The 24,248-nt window shown below is 54.7% G+C and carries 25 protein-coding genes; 6 read left to right on the top strand and 19 right to left on the bottom strand.

From position 1 onward, the window contains the following. Positions 1 to 19: 19 nt before the first annotated feature. From GP475_RS01935 to GP475_RS01900, 8 genes are all read right to left on the bottom strand, one after another. Entirely contained in the window at positions 20 to 2,599 is a 2,580-nt protein-coding gene (locus tag GP475_RS01935; RefSeq protein ID WP_187974984.1) for a heavy metal translocating P-type ATPase, read from the bottom strand. Positions 2,600 to 2,607: 8 nt separating this feature from the next. After that, on the bottom strand, positions 2,608 to 3,156 hold the full coding sequence (locus GP475_RS01930; protein ID WP_187974983.1) for a hypothetical protein: 549 nt from the start codon (positions 3,154 to 3,156) through the stop codon (positions 2,608 to 2,610). A gap of 23 nt (positions 3,157 to 3,179) precedes the next feature. Continuing rightward, on the bottom strand, positions 3,180 to 4,181 hold the full coding sequence (hemB, locus tag GP475_RS01925; RefSeq protein ID WP_187974982.1) for a porphobilinogen synthase: 1,002 nt from the start codon (positions 4,179 to 4,181) through the stop codon (positions 3,180 to 3,182). A gap of 54 nt (positions 4,182 to 4,235) precedes the next feature. Continuing rightward, complete coding sequence (locus GP475_RS01920) at positions 4,236 to 5,939, bottom strand: bifunctional uroporphyrinogen-III C-methyltransferase/uroporphyrinogen-III synthase (RefSeq protein WP_187974981.1); 1,704 nt, start codon at positions 5,937 to 5,939, stop codon at positions 4,236 to 4,238. Positions 5,940 to 6,085: 146 nt separating this feature from the next. Further along, on the bottom strand, positions 6,086 to 6,454 hold the full coding sequence (locus GP475_RS01915) for a hypothetical protein (RefSeq protein ID WP_187974980.1): 369 nt from the start codon (positions 6,452 to 6,454) through the stop codon (positions 6,086 to 6,088). Then, positions 6,454 to 7,365, bottom strand: a complete 912-nt coding sequence (hemC, locus tag GP475_RS01910) for a hydroxymethylbilane synthase (protein ID WP_187974979.1) — start codon at positions 7,363 to 7,365, stop codon at positions 6,454 to 6,456. Before hemC ends, GP475_RS01915 begins: the two co-directional genes overlap by 1 nt. Before the next feature lie 5 nt (positions 7,366 to 7,370). Next, positions 7,371 to 8,813 carry a glutamyl-tRNA reductase gene (locus tag GP475_RS01905; RefSeq protein WP_187974978.1) on the bottom strand — a complete coding sequence of 481 codons (1,443 nt, stop codon included), beginning with the start codon at positions 8,811 to 8,813 and terminating at the stop codon, positions 7,371 to 7,373. Positions 8,814 to 8,900: 87 nt separating this feature from the next. Then, a complete protein-coding gene (locus tag GP475_RS01900; protein ID WP_187974977.1) occupies positions 8,901 to 9,188 on the bottom strand; it encodes a glutaredoxin family protein in 288 nt (95 codons plus the stop codon). 147 nt (positions 9,189 to 9,335) lie between these two features. Between GP475_RS01900 and GP475_RS01895 the strand changes: the two genes are divergently transcribed. Further along, positions 9,336 to 10,400 carry an HAD-IB family hydrolase gene (locus GP475_RS01895; protein ID WP_187974976.1) on the top strand — a complete coding sequence of 355 codons (1,065 nt, stop codon included), beginning with the start codon at positions 9,336 to 9,338 and terminating at the stop codon, positions 10,398 to 10,400. Positions 10,401 to 10,421: 21 nt separating this feature from the next. On the opposite strand, the gene GP475_RS01890 is transcribed toward GP475_RS01895, so the two are convergent. The 6 genes from GP475_RS01890 to GP475_RS01865 all read right to left on the bottom strand — a co-directional run bounded on the left by GP475_RS01890 (position 10,422) and on the right by GP475_RS01865 (position 14,170). Further along, positions 10,422 to 10,598 (bottom strand): hypothetical protein, encoded by a 177-nt coding sequence (locus GP475_RS01890; protein ID WP_187974975.1) that lies wholly within the window; start codon positions 10,596 to 10,598, stop codon positions 10,422 to 10,424. Between the two features lie 126 nt (positions 10,599 to 10,724). Beyond that, the gene (locus tag GP475_RS01885; RefSeq protein ID WP_003855542.1) at positions 10,725 to 10,826 is read right to left on the bottom strand and encodes a 30S ribosomal protein bS22; all 102 of its coding nucleotides are present in this window, start codon (positions 10,824 to 10,826) and stop codon (positions 10,725 to 10,727) included. Between the two features lie 247 nt (positions 10,827 to 11,073). After that, the gene (locus GP475_RS01880; RefSeq protein ID WP_187974974.1) at positions 11,074 to 11,265 is read right to left on the bottom strand and encodes a helix-turn-helix domain-containing protein; all 192 of its coding nucleotides are present in this window, start codon (positions 11,263 to 11,265) and stop codon (positions 11,074 to 11,076) included. Between the two features lie 196 nt (positions 11,266 to 11,461). Next, positions 11,462 to 12,274, bottom strand: coding sequence for a pyrroline-5-carboxylate reductase (gene proC, locus GP475_RS01875; protein ID WP_187974973.1), 813 nt, complete (start codon positions 12,272 to 12,274; stop codon positions 11,462 to 11,464). A gap of 68 nt (positions 12,275 to 12,342) precedes the next feature. After that, positions 12,343 to 13,227, bottom strand: coding sequence for a hypothetical protein (locus tag GP475_RS01870; RefSeq protein ID WP_187974972.1), 885 nt, complete (start codon positions 13,225 to 13,227; stop codon positions 12,343 to 12,345). Beyond that, on the bottom strand, positions 13,220 to 14,170 hold the full coding sequence (locus tag GP475_RS01865; protein ID WP_187974971.1) for a Ppx/GppA phosphatase family protein: 951 nt from the start codon (positions 14,168 to 14,170) through the stop codon (positions 13,220 to 13,222). Before GP475_RS01865 ends, GP475_RS01870 begins: the two co-directional genes overlap by 8 nt. Before the next feature lie 33 nt (positions 14,171 to 14,203). Here GP475_RS01865 and GP475_RS01860 point away from each other — a divergent pair, with 33 nt between their 5' ends. Next, a complete protein-coding gene (locus tag GP475_RS01860) occupies positions 14,204 to 15,109 on the top strand; it encodes a hypothetical protein (protein WP_187974970.1) in 906 nt (301 codons plus the stop codon). Positions 15,110 to 15,117: 8 nt separating this feature from the next. Here the strand turns inward: GP475_RS01860 and GP475_RS01855 are convergent, their stop codons facing one another. From GP475_RS01855 to mshA, 4 genes are read right to left on the bottom strand one after another with little or no spacing between them, the layout of a single operon-like run. Continuing rightward, complete coding sequence (locus GP475_RS01855; protein WP_187974969.1) at positions 15,118 to 15,810, bottom strand: response regulator transcription factor; 693 nt, start codon at positions 15,808 to 15,810, stop codon at positions 15,118 to 15,120. Then, positions 15,807 to 17,048: a sensor histidine kinase gene (locus GP475_RS01850; RefSeq protein WP_187974968.1), complete on the bottom strand. Its 1,242-nt coding sequence runs from the start codon at positions 17,046 to 17,048 to the stop codon at positions 15,807 to 15,809. The genes GP475_RS01855 and GP475_RS01850 overlap by 4 nt, the downstream gene beginning before the upstream one ends. Positions 17,049 to 17,058: 10 nt before the next feature. Continuing rightward, positions 17,059 to 17,805 carry a phosphoglyceromutase gene (locus GP475_RS01845; protein ID WP_187974967.1) on the bottom strand — a complete coding sequence of 249 codons (747 nt, stop codon included), beginning with the start codon at positions 17,803 to 17,805 and terminating at the stop codon, positions 17,059 to 17,061. A gap of 54 nt (positions 17,806 to 17,859) precedes the next feature. Further along, on the bottom strand, positions 17,860 to 19,125 hold the full coding sequence (gene mshA, locus GP475_RS01840; RefSeq protein ID WP_187974966.1) for a D-inositol-3-phosphate glycosyltransferase: 1,266 nt from the start codon (positions 19,123 to 19,125) through the stop codon (positions 17,860 to 17,862). A gap of 57 nt (positions 19,126 to 19,182) precedes the next feature. On the opposite strand from mshA, the gene GP475_RS01835 reads away from it, so the two are divergent. Both GP475_RS01835 and GP475_RS01830 read left to right on the top strand, forming a co-directional pair. Next, positions 19,183 to 19,962: an SDR family NAD(P)-dependent oxidoreductase gene (locus GP475_RS01835; protein WP_187974965.1), complete on the top strand. Its 780-nt coding sequence runs from the start codon at positions 19,183 to 19,185 to the stop codon at positions 19,960 to 19,962. A 59-nt stretch (positions 19,963 to 20,021) separates the two neighbouring features. Next, on the top strand, positions 20,022 to 21,728 hold the full coding sequence (locus GP475_RS01830) for a long-chain-fatty-acid--CoA ligase (protein ID WP_187974964.1): 1,707 nt from the start codon (positions 20,022 to 20,024) through the stop codon (positions 21,726 to 21,728). A 10-nt stretch (positions 21,729 to 21,738) separates the two neighbouring features. On the opposite strand, the gene GP475_RS01825 is transcribed toward GP475_RS01830, so the two are convergent. After that, on the bottom strand, positions 21,739 to 22,857 hold the full coding sequence (locus tag GP475_RS01825; protein ID WP_262485218.1) for a UDP-N-acetylmuramate dehydrogenase: 1,119 nt from the start codon (positions 22,855 to 22,857) through the stop codon (positions 21,739 to 21,741). Positions 22,858 to 22,881: 24 nt separating this feature from the next. Here GP475_RS01825 and GP475_RS01820 point away from each other — a divergent pair, with 24 nt between their 5' ends. Both GP475_RS01820 and GP475_RS01815 read left to right on the top strand, forming a co-directional pair. Next, positions 22,882 to 23,385, top strand: a complete 504-nt coding sequence (locus GP475_RS01820) for a DUF2505 domain-containing protein (RefSeq protein WP_187974962.1) — start codon at positions 22,882 to 22,884, stop codon at positions 23,383 to 23,385. Positions 23,386 to 23,399: 14 nt separating this feature from the next. After that, positions 23,400 to 24,233, top strand: a complete 834-nt coding sequence (locus tag GP475_RS01815; RefSeq protein ID WP_187974961.1) for a class I SAM-dependent methyltransferase — start codon at positions 23,400 to 23,402, stop codon at positions 24,231 to 24,233. Positions 24,234 to 24,248 lie beyond the last annotated feature (15 nt).

Genomic DNA, 24,248 nt, shown 5'->3' with positions numbered 1-24,248 from the left:
TCCTCTATCTTAAAGAACTCTAATAAACCCGGGCACGACGGGAGCGCCACTCGATGAACAACGAGGAACTAATCATCAATACGGTGGCCAACATGGGGTGCAAAATCCCGGAGATGGCAGCGACCATAGCAACCACGTTATAAAACCACGCAAACCAAATATTTTGTTCGATAAGCCGAGTGGTGCGTCGCGCTAATGCCATGGTCTGCGGGATTGCTGACACATCGGTTCTTAGCACCACCACATCGAGACCTCTGGTGTTTGAGCGAATTAAGTCCGCAAGAGGCTGCTTTCCGACCACGCAGATCCCCACATCGGCAACGTGAAGACATTCCCGTACTGAGGAATCCCCTACCATTGCTACCCGGTTACCTCGAGCGTGTACGGCGCGCACAGCCATAGCTTTGCGACTGGGCTCAATACCGGCAAGAACACTTGCTACCCCAATCCGATCCGCAAATCGGCGCGCCACCGGGTAAGTGTCGCGGGATAGCATCATGGTTTCTACCCCCAGATCACTGAGATCTTCAATGGCATTGGATGCATCATCTTTCACAATGTCATTGAGGGTGATTACGCCCCGGTCCTTACCTTTCCACCGGACAATAAAGGGAGTACCCCCAGATACCGCAGCTGCAGCTAAGCGGCCTGTTAAATCAGCCATCGTCCGTGGACGCCATAAGGAGGCTTCCACGTGTTTATCATTAGCACCCCCTGCGGTGGGAAGAGTGAGCATACCTGTGAACGTGCCATCGGTAGTGATGGAGACATGGTTGACCTCAATCCAATGCGGAATATCATCCCCACCCTCACCGTGGTCACGAGAGTGCCGTGCAGCATGAACAATAGCTTTGGAGGAGGGGTGATCAGATTCCATGCACAATGCCCCGGCAATGCGCAGCACTAAGTCAGGGTTCTCACCGTGGTCAGCGGTCACCGTTTCTACTGACATTTCCTGCTCTACCAGCGTGCCTACCCGGTTGAAAATGACAATGTCACTTTCCGCTAATTGACGCATGGTGTTACCGTCTCGAAGTAGCACCCCATGACGCGCAGCCGCCTCAATACCGTGTCTCAGCGCCAGCGAGGTTGACAGGGCTAAAGACACTGGACCAACACACGCCAAGATAGCCAAGGCGGTAGTGAAGGCCGCATTGATATTTCCACTGATCAGGTACCACAGGGCAAAATCTGCGACAGCAACTATTAAGCTAGCCGGAATAAGCCAACTCGCTGAGGTGGTAGAAATCCAGGCCATCCTATTTTGGCGTCGGGTAGCGCCACGTACCCAATGGTGAATGACGGCGGAACGAGTCAGATGCCCCGTACGGATAACCCTTACCTTCAATTCCCCATCTACTGCCGTAGACCCCGCATAGACGTGATCATTGACTTTCACTCGACGCGGCACACCCCGGCCTTCGATGAGGCCGGCACGTACGGTTGAGCTTCCGCCCACCACTCGGCCATCAACGGGGATGATATGGCCAGCAGGAACAATAAGGTCATCACCCACATTGACCTCTTGGAGCGGAATCTTTTCTGGTTCCTGACGCCCAGTAGCCCGATTCCGGTGCACCACAGTGTATTCCTCCTGCGGATCCGGTTTGGCTTGGGCTAAGTCATCCATCAGGCTCAGCCGGGTGCGTCGAGTTGCAAGCCGCCCAGCTAGTAGCACCACTGTCATGCCGCAGGCGACATCGAGATAGATTTCGCCTTCCATGAGTAGCTGCTGGTCAAAGGCAAAAAGTTTAGGGTTTGAGAGCCATCCGATCTCTCCGGCCGGAGTGAACAATAACATAGCTGCCGACCACAGCCACGCACTGATGATTGCCACCGAGCTTGAGGCGTCGAGCGCACTCAGACCACGCCTTAGACCACCAAGCATGGCGCGATGAAATGGCCATGCTCCCCACACCACAACTGGGAGGGCCAAGGCCAGACACAGCCATTGCCAGCCAGGAAATTGCCAAGCCACGACGTAGTGCAAAATGATTACCGGGATAGCAAGGATCGTGGAGAAAACTAACCGCGGTATGGTCACCAAATCTCGAGCGGTGTATAAAACATCTCGGCTTTCTGGATCCTGAAGCAAATGTCGGATAGCTTCAGCGCGCAACCGCCCAGCCCGCTTTTCGCGTTCTATCAGTCGACGCGTTTCCTCAGCTTGACGTCGTGCCCTCAGGGTCCGCAACCGGGGCCGACGTGAAGGTTGGGGACGAAGTCCGTGGGGGTGGTCTAGGCGTCGACGCAAGGAGGCTTCCGTAAGCCGCGCCATGACCCCATGTTTTGCCATGATCTCAGCTAACTGGTCCGGCCCTACAGATTCCGGGGCAGTAATCCACGCCCGATGTTCGGCAAAGACAATTCTGGCTTTCACGCCGGGAATACGCTCTAGATCTGATTCGATGTCACTGATCCCAGGAGCATCGTTCAGCCCTTCTAGCTCAAAGCTAAAAGAATGTTTCCGCACCGCATCGGGGTTAAACTCGCCAGAATCAAGACTGGTCGGAGTATCAAAATCGCTAATACCTAAAGCGCGGGCAGCCTGCCGAGCTTCAGCAATTGCGGCATGTAACTCACCTGTGGGATCAGCCATGGCGGTTTCTACTTTCCGCCCTTGCGCATATTTTCCATTGCCTGCCACTCCCCGGTCCACCGCAAGGTATCTTCTTTACGACCAAAATAGAGAGTGAGAGCGGCCATGACCCCAATGATGATTTGGACGCTGCCATCAACTAGATACCACCCCACCGACAGGACCGAACTTTGGGGACTTGCGAAGTACAACAGCACCATTCGGAGGGTGAAGTACAACCCGAAAAAACTCAGCAAAGTGTGGGCCATGGCGGCGTATTTGGTTGCTAAATGGACTCGAGTTAGCGAATACCCCAACAGGCCCAGAATGAGTAAGCTCAGCAGCAGCATCATCCCCAGGCTCAGCGCGATGATGAGGGGAAACATGTGCTCAGGGATGGTGTAGGCGGAATCAGCGGCCTGCTTTTTAAGCTGGGCTCGTAATTGGCTGCTATCCAGCACACCCATAATGAGGCTAATTAATTGATGCAGCACCTCAGCACATATCACCGCGCCCCATAGGCGAGTGAAAACTTGTACTGCTTCTGGGCGCTGCGTCGCCTCATTACCCTGATTCACGATGAGTCATCTCTCCTTGCGGTTTAACCTAAACGTTGAGCTGCTTCGATAGCAAAGTAGGTGAGGATCTGGTTAGCACCGGCGCGCTTAATAGACATGAGTGATTCCATCATGATGGCATCACGATCCACCCAGCCTTGTTGCCCCGCTGCTGCAATCATGGCATATTCCCCGGAAACCTGATAGGCCGCCACCGGAACAGGAGACATCTGCGCTACAGCGTGAAGGACATCAAGATACGGCAGGGCGGGTTTGACCATGACGAAATCCGCCCCCTGGTCAATATCTAACTGGGTTTCCAGGAGAGATTCTCGGAAGTTCGCTGGATCTTGTTGATAGGTTCGACGATCGCCTTGAAGGGAAGAACCTACTGCGTCCCTAAAGGGACCAAAAAACGCGGAAGCGTATTTTGCCGAGTACGCCATAATGGCTACCTCGTGCCAACCTGCCTCATCCAAGGCTTCCCGAATAGCAGCTATTTGCCCATCCATCATCCCCGACGGCGAAACTATATGCGCCCCGGCTTCTGCCTGCGCTACCGCCATTTTTTGATAGCGCGGCAACGTGGCGTCATTATCGACGATGTTTCGCCCAAAGGGGTTTTCCCCCAACACTCCGCAATGACCATGATCGGTAAATTCATCCAGGCACGTATCCGCCATCAGGATCAATTCATCCCCGAATTCTTTTCTCAACGCTGCCAGTCCCCGGTTGAGCACCCCATTGGGATCCCAGGATTGGGACCCTTCGGCGTCTTTGTCCGCATCCAAGGGCACACCAAAAAGATCAATGCATTTGACTCCGGCTTCTAATGCCTGTTCCGCCAAAGCCAATAAGGAATCAGTGGTGTGCTGATACACCCCCGGCATAGAGCTGATTTCCCGGGGCTCATCAATTCCCGTGGCAATAAACGCCGGCAAAATCAAATCTGCCGGACGCAAACTATATTCCGCCACCATCTCTCGCATCGCGGGAGTAGAGCGGAGCCGTCGCGGGCGCCTTCTTAGATGATCGGTATAAGTCACCACAATCCTTCTTTCAGGGGTTTAGGTATCTCGACGCCTCACCATCATAGGCTCCTATTTCTCAGGATTGTTTCGACGCCTTACTCGCCGCTTCTTCCGGGGTGGCGGCAATTGCCCGGCGGCTCTGAGAGCTGCCACATGGTCTGCTAAAGCATCCACTAAGGCAGGAATGTCAGCGACTTCGGGAACCACGTCTACCCGAAGACCTACTTCTTGGGCAGTGGCGGCAGTGGCGGGGCCGATACAGGCGATGATGGTGCGCTGGTGGGGTTTACCAGCAATCCCTACCAGGTTGCGGACCGTGGAGGAGGAGGTAAAACATACCGCATCAAATCCGCCTGACTTAATCATGTCTCGAATATCAGCACTGGGTGGAGCAGCCCTGACCGTGCGGTAGGCCACGACATCATCAACTTCCCAGCCTAGGTCCCGGATTCCCTCGACTAAAACCTCACTGGCAATGTCTGCCCGGGGCAACAGCACCCGACCGACTGGGTCTAGGTCCTCTACATATTCCGGGAATACCTCAACCAAGCCGTGCGCATTTTGCTGGTGGCGTGAGGGCAGGAGTTCTGGGGTAATTCCTAGTTTCCGGATGGCATCGGCTGTTTTCGTACCAACTGCGGCTAAGCGCACTCCGGCAAAAGCACGGGCGTCTAATCCAAATTCCGCAACTTTGTCACGGACAGCATGAACCGCGTTGACAGAGGTAAATACCACCCACTGATAACGCCCCTCAACAATGCCTTTCACAGCACGTTCCATGGGGGTGGGATTGCGCGGAGGCTCGACGGAGATCGTCGGAACTTCCTGCGGAATTGCCCCATGGCTAGCCAGCCGGGTACTCATGGGGCCGGCTTGTTCCTTGGCTCGGGGTACCAACACCCGCCAACCATACAGGGGCCGGTTTTCCCACCAAGAGTATTTGGTGCGATCATCGACTCCTTTACCTAAGGTCACCACGAGAGTGCCGGGCAATTCGGCATCGAGCTTCCCGAGAGTTCCTAGGGTGCAGTCATGTGTGCGCTGCAAGCGGGTAGTGCCATTAACGGTCACTGTCACTGGGGTGTCAGCCTGCATTCCTGCACCCGACAGTTTGCCCGCAATAACAGTCAAGTGCTCTGCTTTTGCTTCTAGCACTAGTGGTTGTGGGGCGGCAGCAAGCTGCTCCCAATCCACGCCTGGTTCGGTGATATTGGTTTCGGTGTAGGTGGAACCTAAAGCAATGCCAGCGAAAGAAGGTACGGTCCCCGGCAAGGACATTCCGGGCACTACCTGGAATTCGAGACCTGCATCTCCAGCGGCGGCAATTTCTGCCAGCGCTGGTTCCCGATTCAAAGGGTTTCCAGTTACTAATCGAATGACGTCTTCGCCTGCAGCCACCAAGGACGCTAAATCCCGGAGGATCTGTTCTGGTTTGGTGCCGGGCTCCACTTCACTGATTTCCGCAGCTGTCGGCGGCGCTGGACGCTGCGGCTTCCGGCGAGCACCATTGGCCTTCGCCTCCGCACACAGCTGTTCATATTCTTGTTCAGCAGCCGCAAGCTTTTCCGGGGGTACAGGCAATGCCGAGCCGACGATTTCCCGGATAGCGGGGTGTACATCAGCGTCACAAAGGGCGTGGGCAGTGCTCGCCAGAACTTCGCGGGCACGCACAGTCAACATGTCGGGATTACCGGGGCCGGCACCGACGAAGATGACCTTGCCCGGTTGAGATCCGGGCTCGTGGTCGCTAACGACCTGGGGGTCCTTGCTCATGAAGATCTTTTCTAAATACGCGTCCAAGGGAAACCGCCTCGCTAGCACTCCGGAGCCCGCAGAGTTTGCGGACCCCCTTGCACGAGGCGGATAAAGGATGTGGTATTACACCATAAAACACAGAAGCGAACTGACCAAACCGAGAGTTAATTGTCCACCATATATTGGGCCAGTTGCGCCGAGTAGTGCCGAGCACTATCTGTGGACAGAACTATCTGATCAAAAGTGGCGCCTTCCAGCGCTAATAGCAATCCGCCACGTCGCCCATGACAGACCGCAAAAGTCTTTTTTCGACTTCCATCTTCTGCCCAAAAAGTTCCAATACTTGTGAGCCCTGACACTCTGATTCCGGGGCTTCTCCGCAACTCTGCGACCACATCGGATACATCGGGAAGAAGCTCCACATTTCGCACTACCCGGACCGGGATGGTGAGGTCGGAACGACGTGCCGCGAGCTTCTCCCACCAATTGAGTTCCACCGTGCAAGCGTGTTCAGTAATGTGCAGGTTAGCCATTAACGGTCACTTCCTAGAATTTCCCCCGCTCCTTGGGCTAGGAGTTCCGCAGCGAGTTCCCGCCCCATGTCCTCGGCGCTGTGAGAGGGTGCGGTGCGGCTGCTAACTAGGCGCTTGGTTCCGTCGAGCCCAAAAACCCCTCCGCATAAGGTGATATTCCCCTGATCCGCGGTGGCATAGGCCGCCACCGGCGCAGTACAGCCGGCCTCCAGATGCGCTAAGAATGCGCGTTCCGCCGTGGTACATGCCGTTGCCTCCGGGTCGCTAAGTTGGAGCAAGGCCGAGTGGGCGGCGTCATCATCTGCCCGGCATTCCAGAGCCAGAGCGCCCTGAGCAGGAGCTGGAAGAAACACGTGGGGGCTAAAGACTTCAGTTGCTTGATCGCCCAGGTTAACTCGACTTAACCCGGCAAAAGCAAGCACCACAGCGTCGAGTTCACCGCTGTGGACTTTGCCCATCCGGGTATCGATATTGCCCCGGAGTGGTCGAATATCAAGATCTGGGCGAAGGGCTTTCAGTTGCGAAATCCGCCGAGGCGCGCTCGTTCCTACTTTCGCCCCCTGCGGCAATTGCTCCAGGGTTAAACCATCTCGAGCGATGAGGGCTTCCCTCGGGTCCACACGGTGCGGAACGACAAGCCGAAAACGCGGATCGGGGGCTGATGGAAGATCTTTGAAGGAATGCACCGCGATGTCACATTCCCCGTCGTGGAGCGCCTCACGCAGGGCTTGAGTGAAAACGCCAACACCGATTCTTTCTACCGGGGCCATATTGACATCGCCAGCGGTGGTGATGATGGTGAGTTCGGCCGAACAACCAGCTGCTTCCAGCGCAGCGGCCACATGCCCCGTTTGGGTACGGGCTAGGTTGCTTCCGCGGGTTCCGAGGCGCAGAGAGGATCGTGAAACCATCGGTCTTAGCTGTCCTTCCTGATGGTAGAGGTATGGATGGCGGAGGAACTAGCACCCACCGTGCTGATGGCGCTTGCCGGGGTAGTGGTGATTTCGCGAGCGTCGGGCAATTGAGATAGTTTCACAGAGGTAGAGCGCTGTGATTCAGTGGCGGTATGAGCTAAACCAAAAAGCTCTTGAAGTGCGGATTCATAGGAAACCATTCCGGATTCTGCGGCGAGCTTTTTCACCCGCACCGTAGGCTCATGAAGGAGTTTATCCACCACTCGACGCACGGCACGGCTAGCTTCTTCAAAATCGGCTTCTGGCATCCCAGGGACTCGGCTTTTCAGCCGTTTCAACTCATTATTTGCTACCTCGTTGGCGTGTTTTCGAAGTGCCGCCACAGCGGGGACCACATCACGTACCCGCTGTTCGGAGGTGAAATTATCGAGTTCTTCGCTGACGATCTTGAAGGCTGCTTGAGTGCTGGGGGTCAGCGCATGATCTCGATTATCAATTGCTTGGTGAAGCCGTTCAATATTGACCAAGTGGACCCCTGACAAGAGAGCCGCATCATCATCGATATCTCGTGGCAGAGAAAGATCAATCAACATGAGGTGGGGGGCGCGGTTAGAAGGAATTGAGCTTTGGGTGATGGTGAAGTGGTCTGCTCCGGTGGCAGAGACAGCTATGTCGACTTGGGAGAGAACGGAAAAACGGTCATCGAACTCCACGACATCTGCGCTAACTCCGGCTTCTCGCGCGTGCTTAGCTAGGCGTTCTGCGTGTTCCCTGGTGCGGTTGGCAATGATGAGACGTTTTATCCCTAATTTCCCGAGATGCGTGGCGGCTAAGGAGGCCATGGCTCCAGCACCCAGAACTAAGGCACTAGTACCGTGAAAAGGTTGGTTGAGATCTGCCGTGGCTGGAAGATTCATCTGGGAAAGTGCTTCTTCCAAAGCAAAAGACACCATGGAGCCACCGGCTTCATCAATGGATGTTTCACTATGGATTCGTTTTCCGGTATGCAGCGCAGTTTGAGCAAGAGAATGAAGAGCCGGCCCGACGGTGCCCAGTTCTGAAGCTTCTTGATAAGCAGTGCGCACCTGCCCGATGATTTGTTGCTCCCCGATCACCATGGAGTCAAGCCCGGCAGCCACCACCATCAAGTGTTCCGCTGCGGCATCAGCATAGCGGACATAAAGGTAGCTACGAAGAGTTTCCTCATCTACCCCACTGATGTCATGAAGCACCTCAACAACTTCCTGAACTCCAAAGTGGAAGCTGGCGGTGACCGTATAAACCTCTAAGCGGTTACACGTGGAAATGATCATCGCCTCGCTCAGTGAAGGGCGCGCCACCATCATGGCGGCAGCCTCTTCTCTGAGTGGTTGATCCATGCTCAACTGTTCCAGGAGCGCTACCGGCGCACACCGATGCGACATCCCGACTACGAGCACACTCACATTGCACCTCTCTGCTCTGCGCACGAGAACACCGGGCCTCCCTATCGCCCGGTTTCATCCAAAGGAATACCCCCTATGGGGGCATTCTTATGTTCTATCTACGCTAGCGCCCGGAGAATGTATGCTCAACAAAGCCTGGGCTAACTCATCGTTGTCTACTTCCCAGCAAGCGAATTCTTCCCCCTCGATCACCACCACCGGAACCCGATCTCCGTATTCCATGTTGAGCTGAATATCATCCTCAACATTAAGGATGCTCAACCTCGCCCCGGCTTCTTCCACCACGGGTTTAATTTGCTCCGCGACCCTGTGGCAGGATCCGCATTGTGGACGAACCATTAGTTCGACGCACGGCGCCTTATCCACCCTTTTCATGTCCATCCTTCACACTCTTATTAGCCTTCAAGCTTTTGCCCAGCACATTATCCACATCAGGCGAAGCCGAGTTGCAAGGCTTAGGATAGACAAGTCACCAGCTTTACTTCGACATAGGACATAGCGAGCTGCTGAGGAGTACCTGGGTTGAGCTTCCCACACAACAGTTCCCCGTTCCGTGGAACCCCCGAAGATTTCCTGGCCCATTGGAGCCTGAGTCGCGGCAATTTACGTCGCTTCATTGAGGATATTGCCTTGCCTCCGGTGGCGGAATCTACCCAGCGCCAAGCCGGAGAAGCTGCTGCTGCTCAAGCCATTAAAGACACTTTCGATCTGGAACTCGATGAGTTTTCTTCCGGGGTTGATTCGGTCAGCGGCTCAATCCAAGCCGCTGGCGGGTTCCGCCTCAACCACCCAGATCCCACCATCCCCCAGGACAATCACGTAGCCGCCTTCTTCGATGTCGATAACACCCTAGTCAGAGGTTCCTCACTCATCGTTTTCGCACTCGGCCTAGCCCGAAAACGTTATCTCCGTCCCCGCACCATCCTGCCTATCGTGTGGAAACAACTACGGTTCCGCCTCACCGGAAAAGAAAACGCCGAAGACATGGCTGAGGGCCGGCTCCAAGCCTTGGAATTTATCAAGGGTCGTAAAGTCAGCGACCTTGAGGAACTCTGCGAAGAAATCGTCGATACCCATATGGAAGGGCGCGCCTGGCCGGGGACCAGGGAACTGGCAGAAGCGCATTTAGCTGCAGGACACCAAGTGTGGTTGGTCTCTGCCACCCCGGTTCAAATAGCCCAGATCCTAGCTAGCCGCTTTGGTTTTACCGGCGCGCTAGGCACCGTGGCCGAAGTAGAAGATGGGGTGTTCACCGGCCGCCTGGTGGGAGATATTCTGCACGGCTCCGGCAAACGTCACGCAGTGGCAGCCCTCGCTGCCTTACAAAAGTTGGACCTGTCTCGGTGCACGGCCTATTCGGATTCCATTAATGACTTACCGATGCTCACCATGGTGGGAACTGCCGTGGCGGTGAATCCAGATCGGGCGCTAAAACGAACTGCTCGTCAACAGGGTTGGGCAATTCATGATTATCGTAGTCTACGAAAAGCCATTCGGACCTGGGGTTTACCCGCCTTAATGACCGCTGGTTTCAGTGTCGGTGGCTGGCGGCTTTATCAGTTGATCCGGCCCTATGCTCGCAGATAAGCCGAGCCTTGGGTGCCGTGACTATAGGCCCCAGAATTTACCGCGAACCAATCCCACAATGCTCAACAACACCACAATGAGAATGCCGGTGACTGTGGTGTCCACGCTAATGAGCCGGGTTAGGCCAAGCAGGAGGATGATCAGGCCAAGGAAAAGATTAAAGCCTAAAGCCGCCTTTTGAAGTCGAGTCCAGTGCATCGACTGATGACCTTTCTACCCAGCTGAATTATCCACTCCCTATTTGAGTATAGAGTAGGGAAAACCGCGCCGTCTCCCCTCCTATGTGGGGTGTACGACGCGGTGAGCGCGCTATGAAGCTGCGTATTATTTGCCGAGCTTGCGGCGCTGTACCCGGGTGCGACGCAGCATCTTGCGGTGCTTCTTCTTCGACATACGCTTACGACGCTTCTTAATAACAGAACCCATAAGGTTTCCTCGCTCACTTCCTTGTTTCTTTTTGTACGTACAAACTTGCCGCTGATTTCTCCACCGCCGAGCACAGGCGGAGTGCGCACCTCCGGGGGCGGCGGGCACCAAACGACACGAATGCCCCTTAGCATAGCGCCCAAGGAGGGAAAGAGAAAAACCCGCAGCCTTTCTTCTGCTGAATTAGATCAAGGAAGAAGTGGGTGCGGGTTTTCTCGGCGGTATGACCAGCTGGATGCCTGGGCCTTTATCCGACGTCATAAACAGAGCGCTCAAGATAGTCATTGACGGCTTGTTCTGGGACACGGAATGAGCGACCAACTCGGACAGCTGGCAAAGTTCCAGAATGAACTAAGCGGTAAACGGTCATTTTGGATACGCGCATGGCTTCCGCAACTTCCGCTACTGTCACGAATTTACCTTTATTTTCATTCAGCATATTATCTTTACCCTTCAGCGACGCCCGCGCTGTAGGCTTCCCCTCCTACAGTTGTGTCACGTACGTGCCGGAACTAGCTTAGCGTGAATGCTGTGACTGGTGCGACTTACCCATGAGTAACTACTTCCCCATGAGCTAGCCTGCATCACAAGCGCCACTCACACTTCTTTCATCCCCCCAGAATCGGGGGTCCCAGCTATTTCTTAGATAACTGAGCTGCTTTGCGAGTGCACGCTTCAATAGCTCGGAAGAACATGCCCCGAAAACCAGACTCCTCAAATTCCCGGAGCGCAGCCATCGTCGTCCCTCCAGGGGAAGACACATTTGCCCTTAACGTCGCCGGACCTTCTCCAGACTCCTTGAGCATTGCTCCTGCCCCAGCAAGAGCACTAATAGTGAGTTGTTCTGCCTCAGCTCGAGCTAATCCTTGTTCCACCCCGGCTTCAATCATTGCTTCGGCCATAAGAAACACATAAGCCGGAGAAGAACCCGATAACGCCCCTGCCGCATCAATCTGAGACTCTTTCAGCACAAGGACTTCCCCTACTGCGGAGAGCAGCTCAGTAACAGTGGCGAGGTGGTCATCATTGACATAACGACCCCGGACAACAGCATTCATTCCAGCCCCCAGAAGCATGGGGGTATTGGGCATACACCGAATTACTGGGGTTCCAGCCGGTAATGCCTCCTCCATATCAGCGATGGGGACTCCCGCAGCCATAGACACCACAATGCTGTCTTCATCATTGTCATCTAAAGCTCTAGAAATCTCATTGAGAAGCGGCACGATCTGCGGTGGTTTGACGCAGAGAAAAATAACCTTGGCCCGTTCTACGGCCCGGGTGTTGTCTTGTTCGTCCTTCACCCCGTAGCGCTCATGGAGCTCCGCGCCTCGCTGCGCATTCCGATTAGTAGCGATGACATCCGACGCTGCGGTCCCGGACTTCACGAGCCCCGATACCAAAGCCTCACCGATTTTCCCGCATCCAAGAACTGCAATTGTGCTCATAGAACACACCATAACTAAAAGCCCACCAGGATCAATCCCGGTAGGCTAAGTTTTTTAGGGGCTTTCGCCTAAAACAGGGTGATAAGTAGCGGACCGAAAGTCATCAACAACCCCACTATCGCGGCAAGCGCCATACTCAACCCATCACGTGCAGTTCTTAGCGCATGAACAATAGCTACCATGACCGCGGTGACAGCCACAGCCATCACCGCCACCAAGATATGGTTCAAGCTGCTATTCCACAACCGCTGGAACCCCAGGAAAACCACAATGCCAAGGACGATGCCCACCACGGCCAAACCCACGGTAGCTAACCAAGAACCTTGGCCTTCTTCCTCCTCGTCGACAGAGTCAACCTCATCGTCTTTGTGAGCCGGGAGGTGAGAAACCTGCTCACCGTTCTCATCAAAGAAAGCATATTCCGGTTCTGACTCGGTCTTTTCCGCTACTGGCTCAGCCACGGTAGGGATAACCCCGGTTTTTTCCTCTGCCGGCACGTCATCGCTGTCAGGCTGCGCAGTATCCACGACAGTATCTGTGTTGACCTTCTCAGCAGGTTCCTGCGCTTCAGAGGCTTCTGCAACCGTCGACTCCACCGGAGAATGAGCTTTTTCCTCAGCTACTTCCGAACTAGCTTCTGCTTTCCGGCTGTCTTGTACCTCGGTGGCTTCCTTCTCCTTAGTGGCCTCAGCCTGAGACTGTGGCGGCGATTCCGCGACTGCCGGGGGCGTCGACCCCTCGGCCTTCTGTTCATCAGGGCCGTCAATAGGGCTACTACTATGGCGCGCTTCCTGAGGTTTTTCTTTCACCCGGGGAATTGATCCGGTGAGCTCGGCAACCGAAATACCGCCTTCTTCCAGGCTCCGCCGACGCCGCCGAGGGGCATCTTTCGTTCCCTCGGTTTTCCCGGCCCGAGCGAGGAGTTCTGCCACGGTGAGCTGTCGATCACTCATTGTCGGATCCTTCCTGTCCCAGTCCTTTATCTATCCGCCGTAGGATTACTCCCTCGCGCAAAGCCCACGGACAGATCTCTAGCTTATCTATACCTAGTGCCCGCATACTAGCCTCAGCTACTAATGCACCCGCCACAATCTGATGGGACCGGTCACTACTGATCCCTTCAAGTTCTGCTCGATCAGCGGCAGTCATTCGTGAAATGAAGGCTATCAGCTGGCGCAATCCCGGCGCAGTTAATGTCCGTGTGACATGCGGTCCTGCTGAAGAAGGTGCGGCACCCGTGAGGCGCGCCAACGTCCTAAACGTCTTCGATGTCCCCACCGCCAAGCGAGATTCCCCTAACGTCCGCAGCTTTTTCGCTGGTTCAGCTAGTTCGGCATCAATATAGTCGCGAAGAAGTTTAATTTTCTTCCGTTCCGGCGGATCAGTATCAAACCACTGGTGAGTTAAGCGACCCGCACCAAGGTCTAAGGAAAACGCCATATCGGGTTCTTCATCGGCTCCGGCGGAGATTTCTAGGGAACCACCACCAATATCAAGATTGGTGATTTGTCCTGCAGACCAGCCATACCAACGGCGAACAGCCAAGAACGTCAGGCGCGCTTCCTCTTCCCCGCTAAGAACTTCCAGGCGAATACCGGTTTCTTTGGCAACATGGCGCAGCACGTCATCAGAGTTCGTTGCCGAACGCACCGCCGAGGTCGCAAAGGGAATCATCTCGACACAGCCCAAGGTAGAAGCCAACTCAGCAGCTTCCTTCACCGCATCGGTGAGTTTGTGTAATCCCTTATTATGAATAGCTCCTTGGGCATCAGTAAGTTCCACCAGCCGCAGAGAAGTTTTCCAATCACTCATCGGCGTGGGGTGTCCGCCTGGTCGGGCATCAATTGCCACGAGGTGAACAGTATTACTGCCCACATCTAATACACCTATTCGCACACTCTCAGGGTAGACGGTCTAGCGTGTGCAAGTGTGAACCACCCGTCGTCAACACTAATCCCGTTGGGATTTCCAACCCACTCCCCTGCCGCCCAAGCTATTCTGCACGGGCGCGAACTGCCCCCGGACCACCCCCGAGAATGGTTTGAGTTTATTGATCCTGCGGATCCAGAACACATTTTCAGCATTGACCTGACCTGGTTGGAATCCCACTGGCGCTGCCATTTTGGTTCCCCCACCTGTCCTGGAATTGACTCAACCCACCCGGATGTGGGGTGCTGCGTTCATGGAGCTTTCCTCGCCGATGAAGAAGACCATGACCAATTGTCTGAGGCTGTTCGACGCCTCCCCGCGAAGTATTGGCAATTTCGCCACTTTGCCTTTGCTACCCCCAAGCAGGGTGTGCCAGAGGAACCGTGGTTGGAATGGGATGAATTAGATGACGACGAGGGAAACCCTGAACCGGCTCTAAAAACTCGCGTGATTGAGGGCGCATGTATTTTCGCTAATCGCAGCGACTGGCCTACCGGGGCGGGGTGCGCACTTCATCAGTGGGCGTTAGCTGAGGGAGAAGATCTCCGGATCGTGAAACCTGAGGTGTGCTGGCAAGTGCCGCTACGGCACCACGAAGAATGGGAAGAACGCTCCGATGGTTCGGAAATTCTCCGCACGACCATTAGCGAGTATGATCGCCGCCACTGGGGCGAAGGCGGCGAAGATTTTGACTGGTACTGCTCTGCAGATCCGCGCTGCCACGACAACACCATCCCGGTGTGGCAAAGCCAAGAAGCTGAACTACGCCTCCTGATGGGAGATCCGGCTTTTGATGTCCTCGCCGCTCATTTAGCCCAGCGGGCAGAGCACTTCCCCCAACGGCAGCAACATCCAGCCACGGCGGCGGCATCTAGTGCTCACCCGCAACCTCAGCACCAGAAATAAACTCCAGCTTAGGCTTCAAACTTGTAGCCTAAGCCCCGAACTGTCACTAAGAATTGCGGTTTTGAGGGATTAGGTTCGATCTTTGACCGCAAACGTTTCACATGCACATCAAGAGTTTTCGTGTCGCCAACATAATCCGCACCCCACACCCGATCTATGAGTTGGCCACGAGTAAGGACTCGTCCAGCATTCAGCAGCAAATACTCCAGGAGACTGAATTCCTTCAAGGGTAAAGCCACCGGTTGCCCGTCCACCGTGACGATGTGGCGCTCCACGTCCATACTCACGGGACCAGCGTTTAAGACATTATTATCCGTAAAACTATCGGCAGCGTCATTATCGGCCCCTCGGCGCAGCACCGCCCTTATTCGGGCAATAAGTTCACGGGAAGAATAAGGTTTCGTGACGTAATCATCCGCCCCTAATTCCAAACCCACAACCTTATCAATTTCCGAGTCCCGAGCAGTGACCATGATGACGGGGACCGAAGAGATTTCCCGCAGACGCTTGCAGACGTCGGTCCCGGACATTCCGGGGAGCATTAAATCCAGCAGAACAATATCCACGTTATGTCGTGAAAATTCCACTAAAGCCTGCGCACCGTCACCGGCAATGATGGTGTCAAAACCCTCTTTACGTAGCAAGAATGCTAGCGGATCAGCTAAGGACTCCTCATCTTCAACAATCAAGATGGTGGTCATGATGAATTTCTATCCTTTCGCCGGGGAGTCACCTTTGACACCGCCTTCCGGATAGGCGATGGGGTGTCCTCCACTGAATCCTCAGCCTCCGCTGGGGTATCAGGGTGATAAATCGGAAGCTTAATAGTAAAAGTTGATCCCGTCCCCACACGAGACCACAAAGAAATAGTTCCGCCGTGGTTAGCGACCACATGCTTGACAATAGCTAATCCCAGCCCGGTTCCACCGGTTGAGCGGGAACGTGCCTTATCCACCCGGAAGAAACGTTCAAAAACTCGCTTTTGGTTTTCCGGGCTAATGCCAATCCCCCGGTCAGTGACTCGAATCAAAACTGTGTCATCAGGGGCGGTTTTTTGAGAAACCGACACCGGCATGGCGTTGGGTGAATAGTTGATGGCGTTACTAATCAAATTAGCCAAGGCGGTGACTAAGAGTGCCTTATCTCCGTTCACGAGGATTCCTTGATCTGGCCCCTTAATGAGGGTGATCCCAGCGTTTTCAGCAGACAATTGATTCCGCGCAAATGCATCATCAATGATCTCACTCACTGGCACAGGTTCCATATCGGGTAGAGCTTCAGCACCTTGAAGCTTAGACAGCGCAATTAACTCGTTGATCATGTCTGCCAGGCGATGGGCCTCCTTATGCAAGCGGGTGCCGAAATACTCCACTTGGTCAGGGTCATCCGAGCCTTCAACGACGGCTTCTGCCAATAACGCCATTCCCCCCACCGGGGTTTTCAACTCATGCGACACATTTGCCACAAAATCTCGTCGGGCCGCTTCCATCCGCACATTTTCTGACTCATCGGCCGCATAAACGATGACAAAGCGGTTATCGACCAAGGTGAGTGGTTTAATCACCGCACTGACTGCGGTGACTAGCGAACCGGGCCGCCGCATGGGAACCCGAAGATCAATGGATCGGGTTTCTTGATCCTCAAAGACGTGCTCCGCGCAGGACCACACCTCTGGGTTGAGGTTTCGTTCATGAACTACCCCCATGTCATGAGCATGGGGGTTAGAAAGAATCACTTCGCCGGAGCGATCAATGACCGTAATCCCGGTCGGTGATCCTTGGATAGCCAGGTGGAGCACCTGGCTTACGGTGGTAACTTCATTGCGCGCCAAGGTTTCTGAGGAGCGGAATCTTTGGAGCCGCTTCCGCACCACCCGGTAGCCTTTTGCTGCTACGGCGGTGAGCAAAATCCCCAGGATAAAGGCGAACAGTGGAGTCAAACCCTACGTCCTACTTATTTCCTTGCGCGGCTACTGCGGCGGCACCGGCAGCGGCAGCTTCGGGATCGAGGTAACGCCCACCCGGGTTAAGAACAGCACCCTGCACATCAATTTCATAGAGCAGCGGAATACCGGTGGGGATATTCAACCCGGCAATGTCCTCATCAGAGATTTGGTCCAGGTGTTTGACCAGTGCCCGCAGGGAGTTACCATGTGCTGCCACTAAAACAGTTTCCCCGTTCTTTAAGCGTGGTAGAATCTCTTCCTCGAAATAGGGGATCAGGCGGGTTACTACATCTTTGAGGCACTCAGTCTTGGGGACGCTGCCTAGGCTGGCGTAGCGCGGATCATGAACCTGGCTGTACTCATTGTCATCATCGAGTTCCGGTGGCGGGGTGCCGTAGGAACGGCGCCACTCCATAAACTGCTCTTCGCCGTACTTATCTTTGGTTTCGGCTTTATTGAGGCCTTGTAGAGCTCCGTAGTGACGCTCATTAAGCCGCCAATCACGAATCACCGGGATCCAGTGGAAATCCGCAACATCCAAGGCAATATTTGCGGTTTTGATGGCGCGACGCAGCAAGGACGTGTACAAAATATTGGGGCGAATCCCCGCTTCCTTGATTAATTCCCCACCCCGGCGGGCCTCCTCACGGCCTTTCTCAGTGAGGTCCACATCCACCCATCCGGTGAATTGGTTCGAGGCATTCCATTCACTTTGTCCATGACGCAGAAGAATCAGTTGTCCGTTACTCATACTTCTAGCATGCCATTTTTAGGGTGACAGCGCGGGCGGATATGGCATGTCCCACTAATCTCCCCGGGCGTGGCGTTGCGGACAATCCTCGACATCCATTGCCAGTGCCTCGTCATACAGTGCCGCGAGTTTCTCCGCGCTTGCCTGCCAAGAGAATTTCCTTGCCCATCGTTGCGCTGCCTCACCCATGGCGATTCTTTTCTCATCATTGTCAAGAAGCTCCGCTAACGCATCTGCCCAATCATGGGGGTCATGGCCGGCAACGAGAATGCCGGTTTCCCCATCGGCAACCGCCAAGGGCAAACCACCAACCCTCGCCGCTACAACTGGGGTTCCACTGGCTTGGGCCTCCACAGCTACTAGCCCAAAGGACTCGTTGTAGCTGGGCACCGCCACAATATCGGCAGCTTGATATAGTGCGACGAGCTCAGCTGGCGGACGGGGATCTAAAAATCGCACTTTTCGCTCTATTCCCAGGGAACTGGCAAGTTGTCGATATTCTTCTGGGGTGGCGTGTTGCCCAGAGGGGCCACCACACATCACAATTCGTAGGGCTTGGTGGGGGTCTCGTCGGAATAACTCTGCGGCGGCTTTGATCAATACTTGAGGCCCTTTGAAGGTTTGGAGCCGGCCGACAAAAGCGATGACTTTGGTGTGAAGTGGAATTCCTAATTCCCGACGTGCGCGTTCGGTAGCTCGATCACTTCCCGGCGTAAATAGCTCGGTGTCAGCTCCTGGGGGAATCACCCGGATGCGTGATTCTTCCGCGTCGTAGTGGTGAATTAGGTCGGCCTCTTCTTGTTCGGTATTCACCACTAGAACATCGGCATTATCAACAAGTTGCTGTTCGCAAATCCTTCGAGCTTCTGATTCTGGAGAATCCTCAGCGCTGCGATGAGCATTCTTCACCGCGGCTAAAGTGTGCGCAGTATGAACTAGAGGGACTCGCCATAAATCTCGAATCAGCCACCCAACTTGACCAGAAAGCCAATAGTGGGAGTGGATGAGATCATAGCGTTCGTTGTGGCAATGTGCCCATTGCAACATCCCCCCGGCAAATGCCGCTAACTGGGTAGGAAGAGCTTCCTTACTTACCCCTTCATAGGGGCCAGCGACAATGTTGATCACCCGAAGACCAGGGTCTACTTCTACTATTTCACCTTGTCCTTTTCGGGTAGCTCTGGTGAAAATGTCCACCTCTACCCCGCGTCGAGCCAGATGGGTGGCGGTAGACAACACATAGACATTCATGCCGCCGGCATCCCCACTACCGGGTTGTTGCAGCGGGGAGGTGTGCAAAGAAATCATAGCTAGCCGCATGTTCACTATCCTAAGGTTTTCCATGACACTGCGAAGAAACTGCGCCATGATAGAGCTATGACAAGCACTGCACGTTTTTCTGGAAAAAATATCATCGTCACTGGCGCAGCAGCCGGCATTGGTTTAGCCACTGCAGAGCGGCTCCTCGCCGAAGGAGCACGGGTGTGCCTGGTGGATCTCAACGAAGAGGCGCTTGACCAGGCTGCACAATATCTAGCTAGCGACGTTCTGTGCGTGGCTGCCGATGTCAGCAAAGAAGAGGAGGTGAAGGCATTCATTGACACGGCAGAAAAAGAATTAGGCGCCGTTGATGGGCTGTTTAATAACGCCGGAATAGAAGGCCCCCTGACTGAGATACAGAGCTATAACGCTGATACCTTCCGCTCGGTCATAGACGTCAACCTCAACGGAGTGTTTTTTGGGATCAAGCACATGCTGCCGCGCATGGCCCAGCGCGGCTACGGGTCAATTGTGTCAACCGCATCCATCGGAGGTCTTCGCGGCTGGCCTAGGCAATATGCCTACACCGCTACCAAACACGCCGTGGTGGGGCTTAGTAAAGCCGCTGCTGCCGAAGGCGGACCCCACGGGGTTCGAGTCAACACCCTAGCTCCTGGCGGGGTACGCACAGCCATGACGGAAGCCGCCATGCGACGAGTATGCCCTGAGGACCCTAACAAAGCTGAACGACGATTTTCTCAACGGGTGCCACTCGGCCGCATGGCTCGTCCCCATGAGGTTGCAGCAGCCGCGGCCTTTTTACTTTCCGATGACGCCAGTTTTATCTCCGGACACACTTTAGTGGTAGACGGCGGGCAAATTGAGGTGAGCGGCTAAGCGAAGATGGTATGCTTTCTCCCGATAACCTACGTAAGCGTAACCGAGGGAAGGAACCCATGTCCGCCTATGAAACCAAGGCATGGCTGCAGCTGTATGCCGAGCACACCCCGCACCACTTGGATTATGGCGAAACCACATTGCTGGACATGTATGAGGAAACCATCGCCAAGCACCCTAACCGTCCGGCGCTGAGTTTCTTCGGTCGCCCCATGACCTACGCGGAGTTAGATAAACAAGTTCGACGCTGCGCTGCCGGGTTGCGGGCATTTGGAGTCCGCCCGGGCGATCCCGTTGCCATTATGCTGCCCAACTGCCCACAACACATTGTGGCTTTCTGGGCGATTTTGCGACTAGGCGGAACAGTAGTTGAACACAACCCCTTATATACTGCCCACGAGCTGCGCGGACTCTATGCTGATCATGGTGCCAGAGTGGCAATTTCCTGGGATAAGTCCGCCACCATGTTGGATTCTTTGCGCGATACCACGCCATTGGAAACGATTGTTTCGGTCAATATGATTGACGCGATGCCGCGGGTGAAACAGTTAGCGTTGAAACTTCCGCTACCGGGCATCAAAAAGACTCGTGAAGCACTGAGTGAACCCGCACCAAATACAGTGCCGTGGGAGGTCTTACTTTCCGCGGCTATTGGTGGGGATGGCGATAATCTTGACCCCGCTCCCACGGTGAGTAAAGACAGCATTGCGCTGATTTTGTACACCTCGGGAACCACTGGGGACCCCAAAGGCGCACAGTTGAGCCACGGCAACCTCTACGCTAATTTATTGCAGGGCAAAGCCTGGGTGCGTGGACTCGGAGATGAACGCGAAAAACTTTTGGCGGCTCTTCCGTTGTTCCATGCCTATGGAATGACCATGCTGTGTACCTTAAGCATGTGTATTGGTGGCGAATTAGTGCTGCTACCGACCCCGCGCATTGATTTGATTGTCAGCGCGCTCAAGAAAGAAACCCCCACCTGGGTTCCAGGAGTCCCCACCCTTTATGAGAAGATTCTAGATGCAGCAGAACAGCAGAATATCCAGATCCGCGGAATCAGAAACTCTTTCTGCGGGGCGTCGACTCTACCCACTGCCACGGTTAGGCGCTGGGAAAAAGCCACCAATGGATTATTGGTTGAAGGCTATGGGCTTACTGAATGTTCTCCCATTATTGTTGGTAACCCCATGAACACTGATCGTCGACCCGGATATGTGGGTATCCCCTTCCCAGATACGGAAGTCAAGATCGTGAACCCAGATGACCCCTCAGAGATCTTGCCCGATGGCACAGAAGGCGAAATTCTCATCCGAGGACCCCAGGTTTTTTCTGGATACCTTAATAATCCGGAGGCGACAGAAAAATCCTTTGTGGATGGGTGGTATCGGACCGGAGATGTCGGTGTCATGGAACCTGATGGTTTTATCCGCCTAGTGGCACGTATCAAAGAAGTCATTATTACCGGTGGTTTTAACGTGTACCCAGCGGAAGTGGAACAAGTCATTGCAACACATCCAGATGTTCGTGAAGTAGCGGTGGTGGGGCGACCCCGGCCCGATGGTTCTGAGGACGTCGTAGCTTGCATCACCTTAAATGAGGGCGCCGCCCTGGATCCGGAAGGTTTGAAAGAATTCTCCCGTGAACGACTCACCCGGTATAAGGTACCGCGCACGTTTTATCATTTTGAGGAACTAGCTCACGACCAGCTGGGGAAAATTCGACGCCGAGAAGTCCACCAGCAGCTCATGGAGATCCTTCAGAAGTAGTTTTTTGACCCTAGATATGTACTCCCAGCCATATCGGTTCTGGTTCTAATACCACCCCAAATTCGGTTTTCACCCCATCCCGGATGGTTCGAGCTAAAGCCACAATATCTGCGGTGTGTGCCGAACCTCGGTTGGTTAGCGCCAAGGTATGCCTGGTGGATAACCGTGCCGGTGCTCCTTCTCCCGGGTATCCCTTAGCAAACCCGGCTCGATCAATCAGCCAAGCAGCAGAAAGCTTTAGTTGGTTTTCTCCCGCCGGGAATTGCGGCATGCGTTCAGCATCTTCATCGCCACGCAGGCGTCGAACCTTATCTTGGATGTCTGAGGCATGCTGGGGGTCAACAACCGGGTTGGTGAAAAATGAACCCGCTGACCAGGTGTCATGATCGCCGGGGATGAGCACCATACCTTTGGCTTGGCGTAACTCTAGGACGGCCTGTCTGACTGCAGCAACTGGGCGACGCTCTCCCGGGCCTTGGGCCTCTAAACGACGGGCCAGCTCACCGAAGCGTAAGGGGGCGGAGAGACCTTCCGGGGTAAGTTGTAGTTCAATGGCTAAAACAACGCCGCGAGAGGTGAATTTAAGGTTGGAGTAGCGGTAGGCCAGGTCAAGATCACTAGCCGGAACCCAGCTCACCTGACCCGTAGCACGGTCTAGCAGCTCGACACGGAGCAAAACATCCGCAATTTCTACCCCATAGGCCCCTACGTTTTGCACCGGGGTGGCACCTGCAGAACCGGGAATTCCAGACAGGCACTCGATTCCTCCCAAACCAGCCGCGACGGCAGTATCCACGACGTCGTCCCACACCGCCCCGGCTTGGGCGCGCAGCACCCCGCTGTGGGGATCAAGACTAACCTCGGCGCACTCTATCCGCACAACCACGAGGTCTAGGGGTTCGTCATCAGCAACTAGTAGATTGGATCCGCCACCGAGAATGAGAAGAGGAACCCCAGCAGCATCTAAACGGGTGACGGTGTCCACCACCGCTTGGGGAGTGGTGCAGCGCACTGTGAGTCGTGGTTGAGCACCCACATGAAGGGTAGTTAACTGTGCTAAGGAAACCTCAGAATCCACTGAGATATCTGCAATGTCTTCTAGTAAAGGGGTCAGAGATGAATCAGCCACGCCCCTAACGGTAGTCTGTGGGACATGACTACACGCAGTGAAAACACCGTAACTATTAATCAACCCGTGGAAAAGGTGCATCAAGCACTGACAAACGCGGATTACTGGGCCTACAATGCGGCCCACCTCTCCCCCGAACCCGGCGAGGTTCATGAATTCACCGAGGAAAACGGCGGTGCCGTCGCTACCCTTTTTGAAGTTCTGCCACTGGAGATTCTGCCGGAAGCTGTCCGTGCGATGATCTCTCAGGCACTCAAGGTCAAGCGTGTGGTCACCGTCAAGCCGCTCAACGACGGCAAAGCAGACATCACCTACACCGCCGACGTTAAGGGCACCCCAGTAGATTTCAAAGGCGCTATCACACTACATGGTGATGACACCTCTACCACCTTGGGCTATGAAAATGAGGTCAACGTCAACATCCCCTTCATGGGTCCAGCCATTGAGCCAAAAGTGGCTGAAGCTCTCGGCGAACTCTTTGAGAACGAGGGTGCTCTCACCGATGAATGGATCAACAACAACCTCTAAACAGCCTGCTATCCATGGCTAATCACGCCCACAATCTCCGCGCACGGCTAGACACTGCGCACCAACCCGGCGCAGTGGGCGTGATTACTCGGGGGACAACGGGGGAAAACCGTTTGAGGCGCTGTGACCGGTGGATGGTGTATCAGGACCAAATCCGACGCCCACTCTTAGCTGCAGACCACCCTCTGGCCATTGACTTGGGCTATGGAGCTAGCCATACCACCACCGTGGAATGGGCTAGGTGGCTACGGAGAATTCGACCAGACATTGACGTTGTAGGGCTAGAGATAGCCCCCGAACGAGTTCTTCCGCCCAGAGATGGAGTGAGATTTGAACTTGGCGGATTTGAGCTAGCTGGCTACCGCCCTCACCTTGTGCGCGCTTTTAATGTGCTTCGCCAATATGATGTTTCTCAAGTTCCTGCCACCTGGAAAATGGTGTGTTCTAGCCTGGCTCCCGGCGGCCGATATATTGAAGGCACCTGTGATGAATTGGGGCGACGGTGCAGCTGGGTGACTCTTACCTCAGACGGCCCTCAAAGCCTGACATTAGCCTGGGATCCGCACCATGTGGACTGCCCTTCCCAATTAGCTGAGCGTTTACCTAAAGCCTTGATTCACCGAAATACCCCGGGTGAAAAAATCTATCACGTTCTCCAGCGCCTTGATTCTGCTTGGCAACGCTGCGCCGGGTGGTCCCCGCATGGGCCTCGAATACGGTGGCGCAAAACTGTGGAGATGCTACGGGCAGAGGGTTTAGCAATTGAACCTCAACGGCGACCGATTCGCGATAACCTGGTGACTGTGCCCTGGGATCTGGTGAGTACTGGGGACGATGATTGGCAATGACCCCTAGCGCTAGGG

The sequence above is a fragment of the Corynebacterium poyangense genome (assembly GCF_014522205.1).
GTDB classification, from domain to species: domain Bacteria; phylum Actinomycetota; class Actinomycetes; order Mycobacteriales; family Mycobacteriaceae; genus Corynebacterium; species Corynebacterium poyangense.
This window is presented reverse-complemented; position numbering and strand designations above follow the sequence as displayed.

Excerpts from the sequence above, each read along its gene's own strand:
- GP475_RS01935 (WP_187974984.1), bottom strand. The coding sequence starts at position 2,599 with ATGGCTGATCCCACAGGTGAGTTACATGCCGCAATTGCTGAAGCTCGG.
- GP475_RS01920 (WP_187974981.1), bottom strand. The coding sequence starts at position 5,939 with ATGAGCAAGGACCCCCAGGTCGTTAGCGACCACGAGCCCGGATCTCAA.
- GP475_RS01915 (WP_187974980.1), bottom strand. The coding sequence starts at position 6,454 with ATGGCTAACCTGCACATTACTGAACACGCTTGCACGGTGGAACTCAAT.
- hemC (WP_187974979.1), bottom strand. The coding sequence starts at position 7,365 with ATGGTTTCACGATCCTCTCTGCGCCTCGGAACCCGCGGAAGCAACCTA.
- GP475_RS01900 (WP_187974977.1), bottom strand. The coding sequence starts at position 9,188 with ATGAAAAGGGTGGATAAGGCGCCGTGCGTCGAACTAATGGTTCGTCCA.
- GP475_RS01890 (WP_187974975.1), bottom strand. The coding sequence starts at position 10,598 with ATGCACTGGACTCGACTTCAAAAGGCGGCTTTAGGCTTTAATCTTTTC.
- GP475_RS01885 (WP_003855542.1), bottom strand. The coding sequence starts at position 10,826 with ATGGGTTCTGTTATTAAGAAGCGTCGTAAGCGTATGTCGAAGAAGAAG.
- GP475_RS01880 (WP_187974974.1), bottom strand. The coding sequence starts at position 11,265 with ATGCTGAATGAAAATAAAGGTAAATTCGTGACAGTAGCGGAAGTTGCG.
- proC (WP_187974973.1), bottom strand. The coding sequence starts at position 12,274 with ATGAGCACAATTGCAGTTCTTGGATGCGGGAAAATCGGTGAGGCTTTG.
- GP475_RS01870 (WP_187974972.1), bottom strand. The coding sequence starts at position 13,227 with ATGAGTGATCGACAGCTCACCGTGGCAGAACTCCTCGCTCGGGCCGGG.
- GP475_RS01855 (WP_187974969.1), bottom strand. The coding sequence starts at position 15,810 with ATGACCACCATCTTGATTGTTGAAGATGAGGAGTCCTTAGCTGATCCG.
- GP475_RS01845 (WP_187974967.1), bottom strand. The coding sequence starts at position 17,805 with ATGAGTAACGGACAACTGATTCTTCTGCGTCATGGACAAAGTGAATGG.
- mshA (WP_187974966.1), bottom strand. The coding sequence starts at position 19,125 with ATGCGGCTAGCTATGATTTCTTTGCACACCTCCCCGCTGCAACAACCC.
- GP475_RS01835 (WP_187974965.1), top strand. The coding sequence starts at position 19,183 with ATGACAAGCACTGCACGTTTTTCTGGAAAAAATATCATCGTCACTGGC.
- GP475_RS01830 (WP_187974964.1), top strand. The coding sequence starts at position 20,022 with ATGTCCGCCTATGAAACCAAGGCATGGCTGCAGCTGTATGCCGAGCAC.
- GP475_RS01820 (WP_187974962.1), top strand. The coding sequence starts at position 22,882 with ATGACTACACGCAGTGAAAACACCGTAACTATTAATCAACCCGTGGAA.
- GP475_RS01815 (WP_187974961.1), top strand. The coding sequence starts at position 23,400 with ATGGCTAATCACGCCCACAATCTCCGCGCACGGCTAGACACTGCGCAC.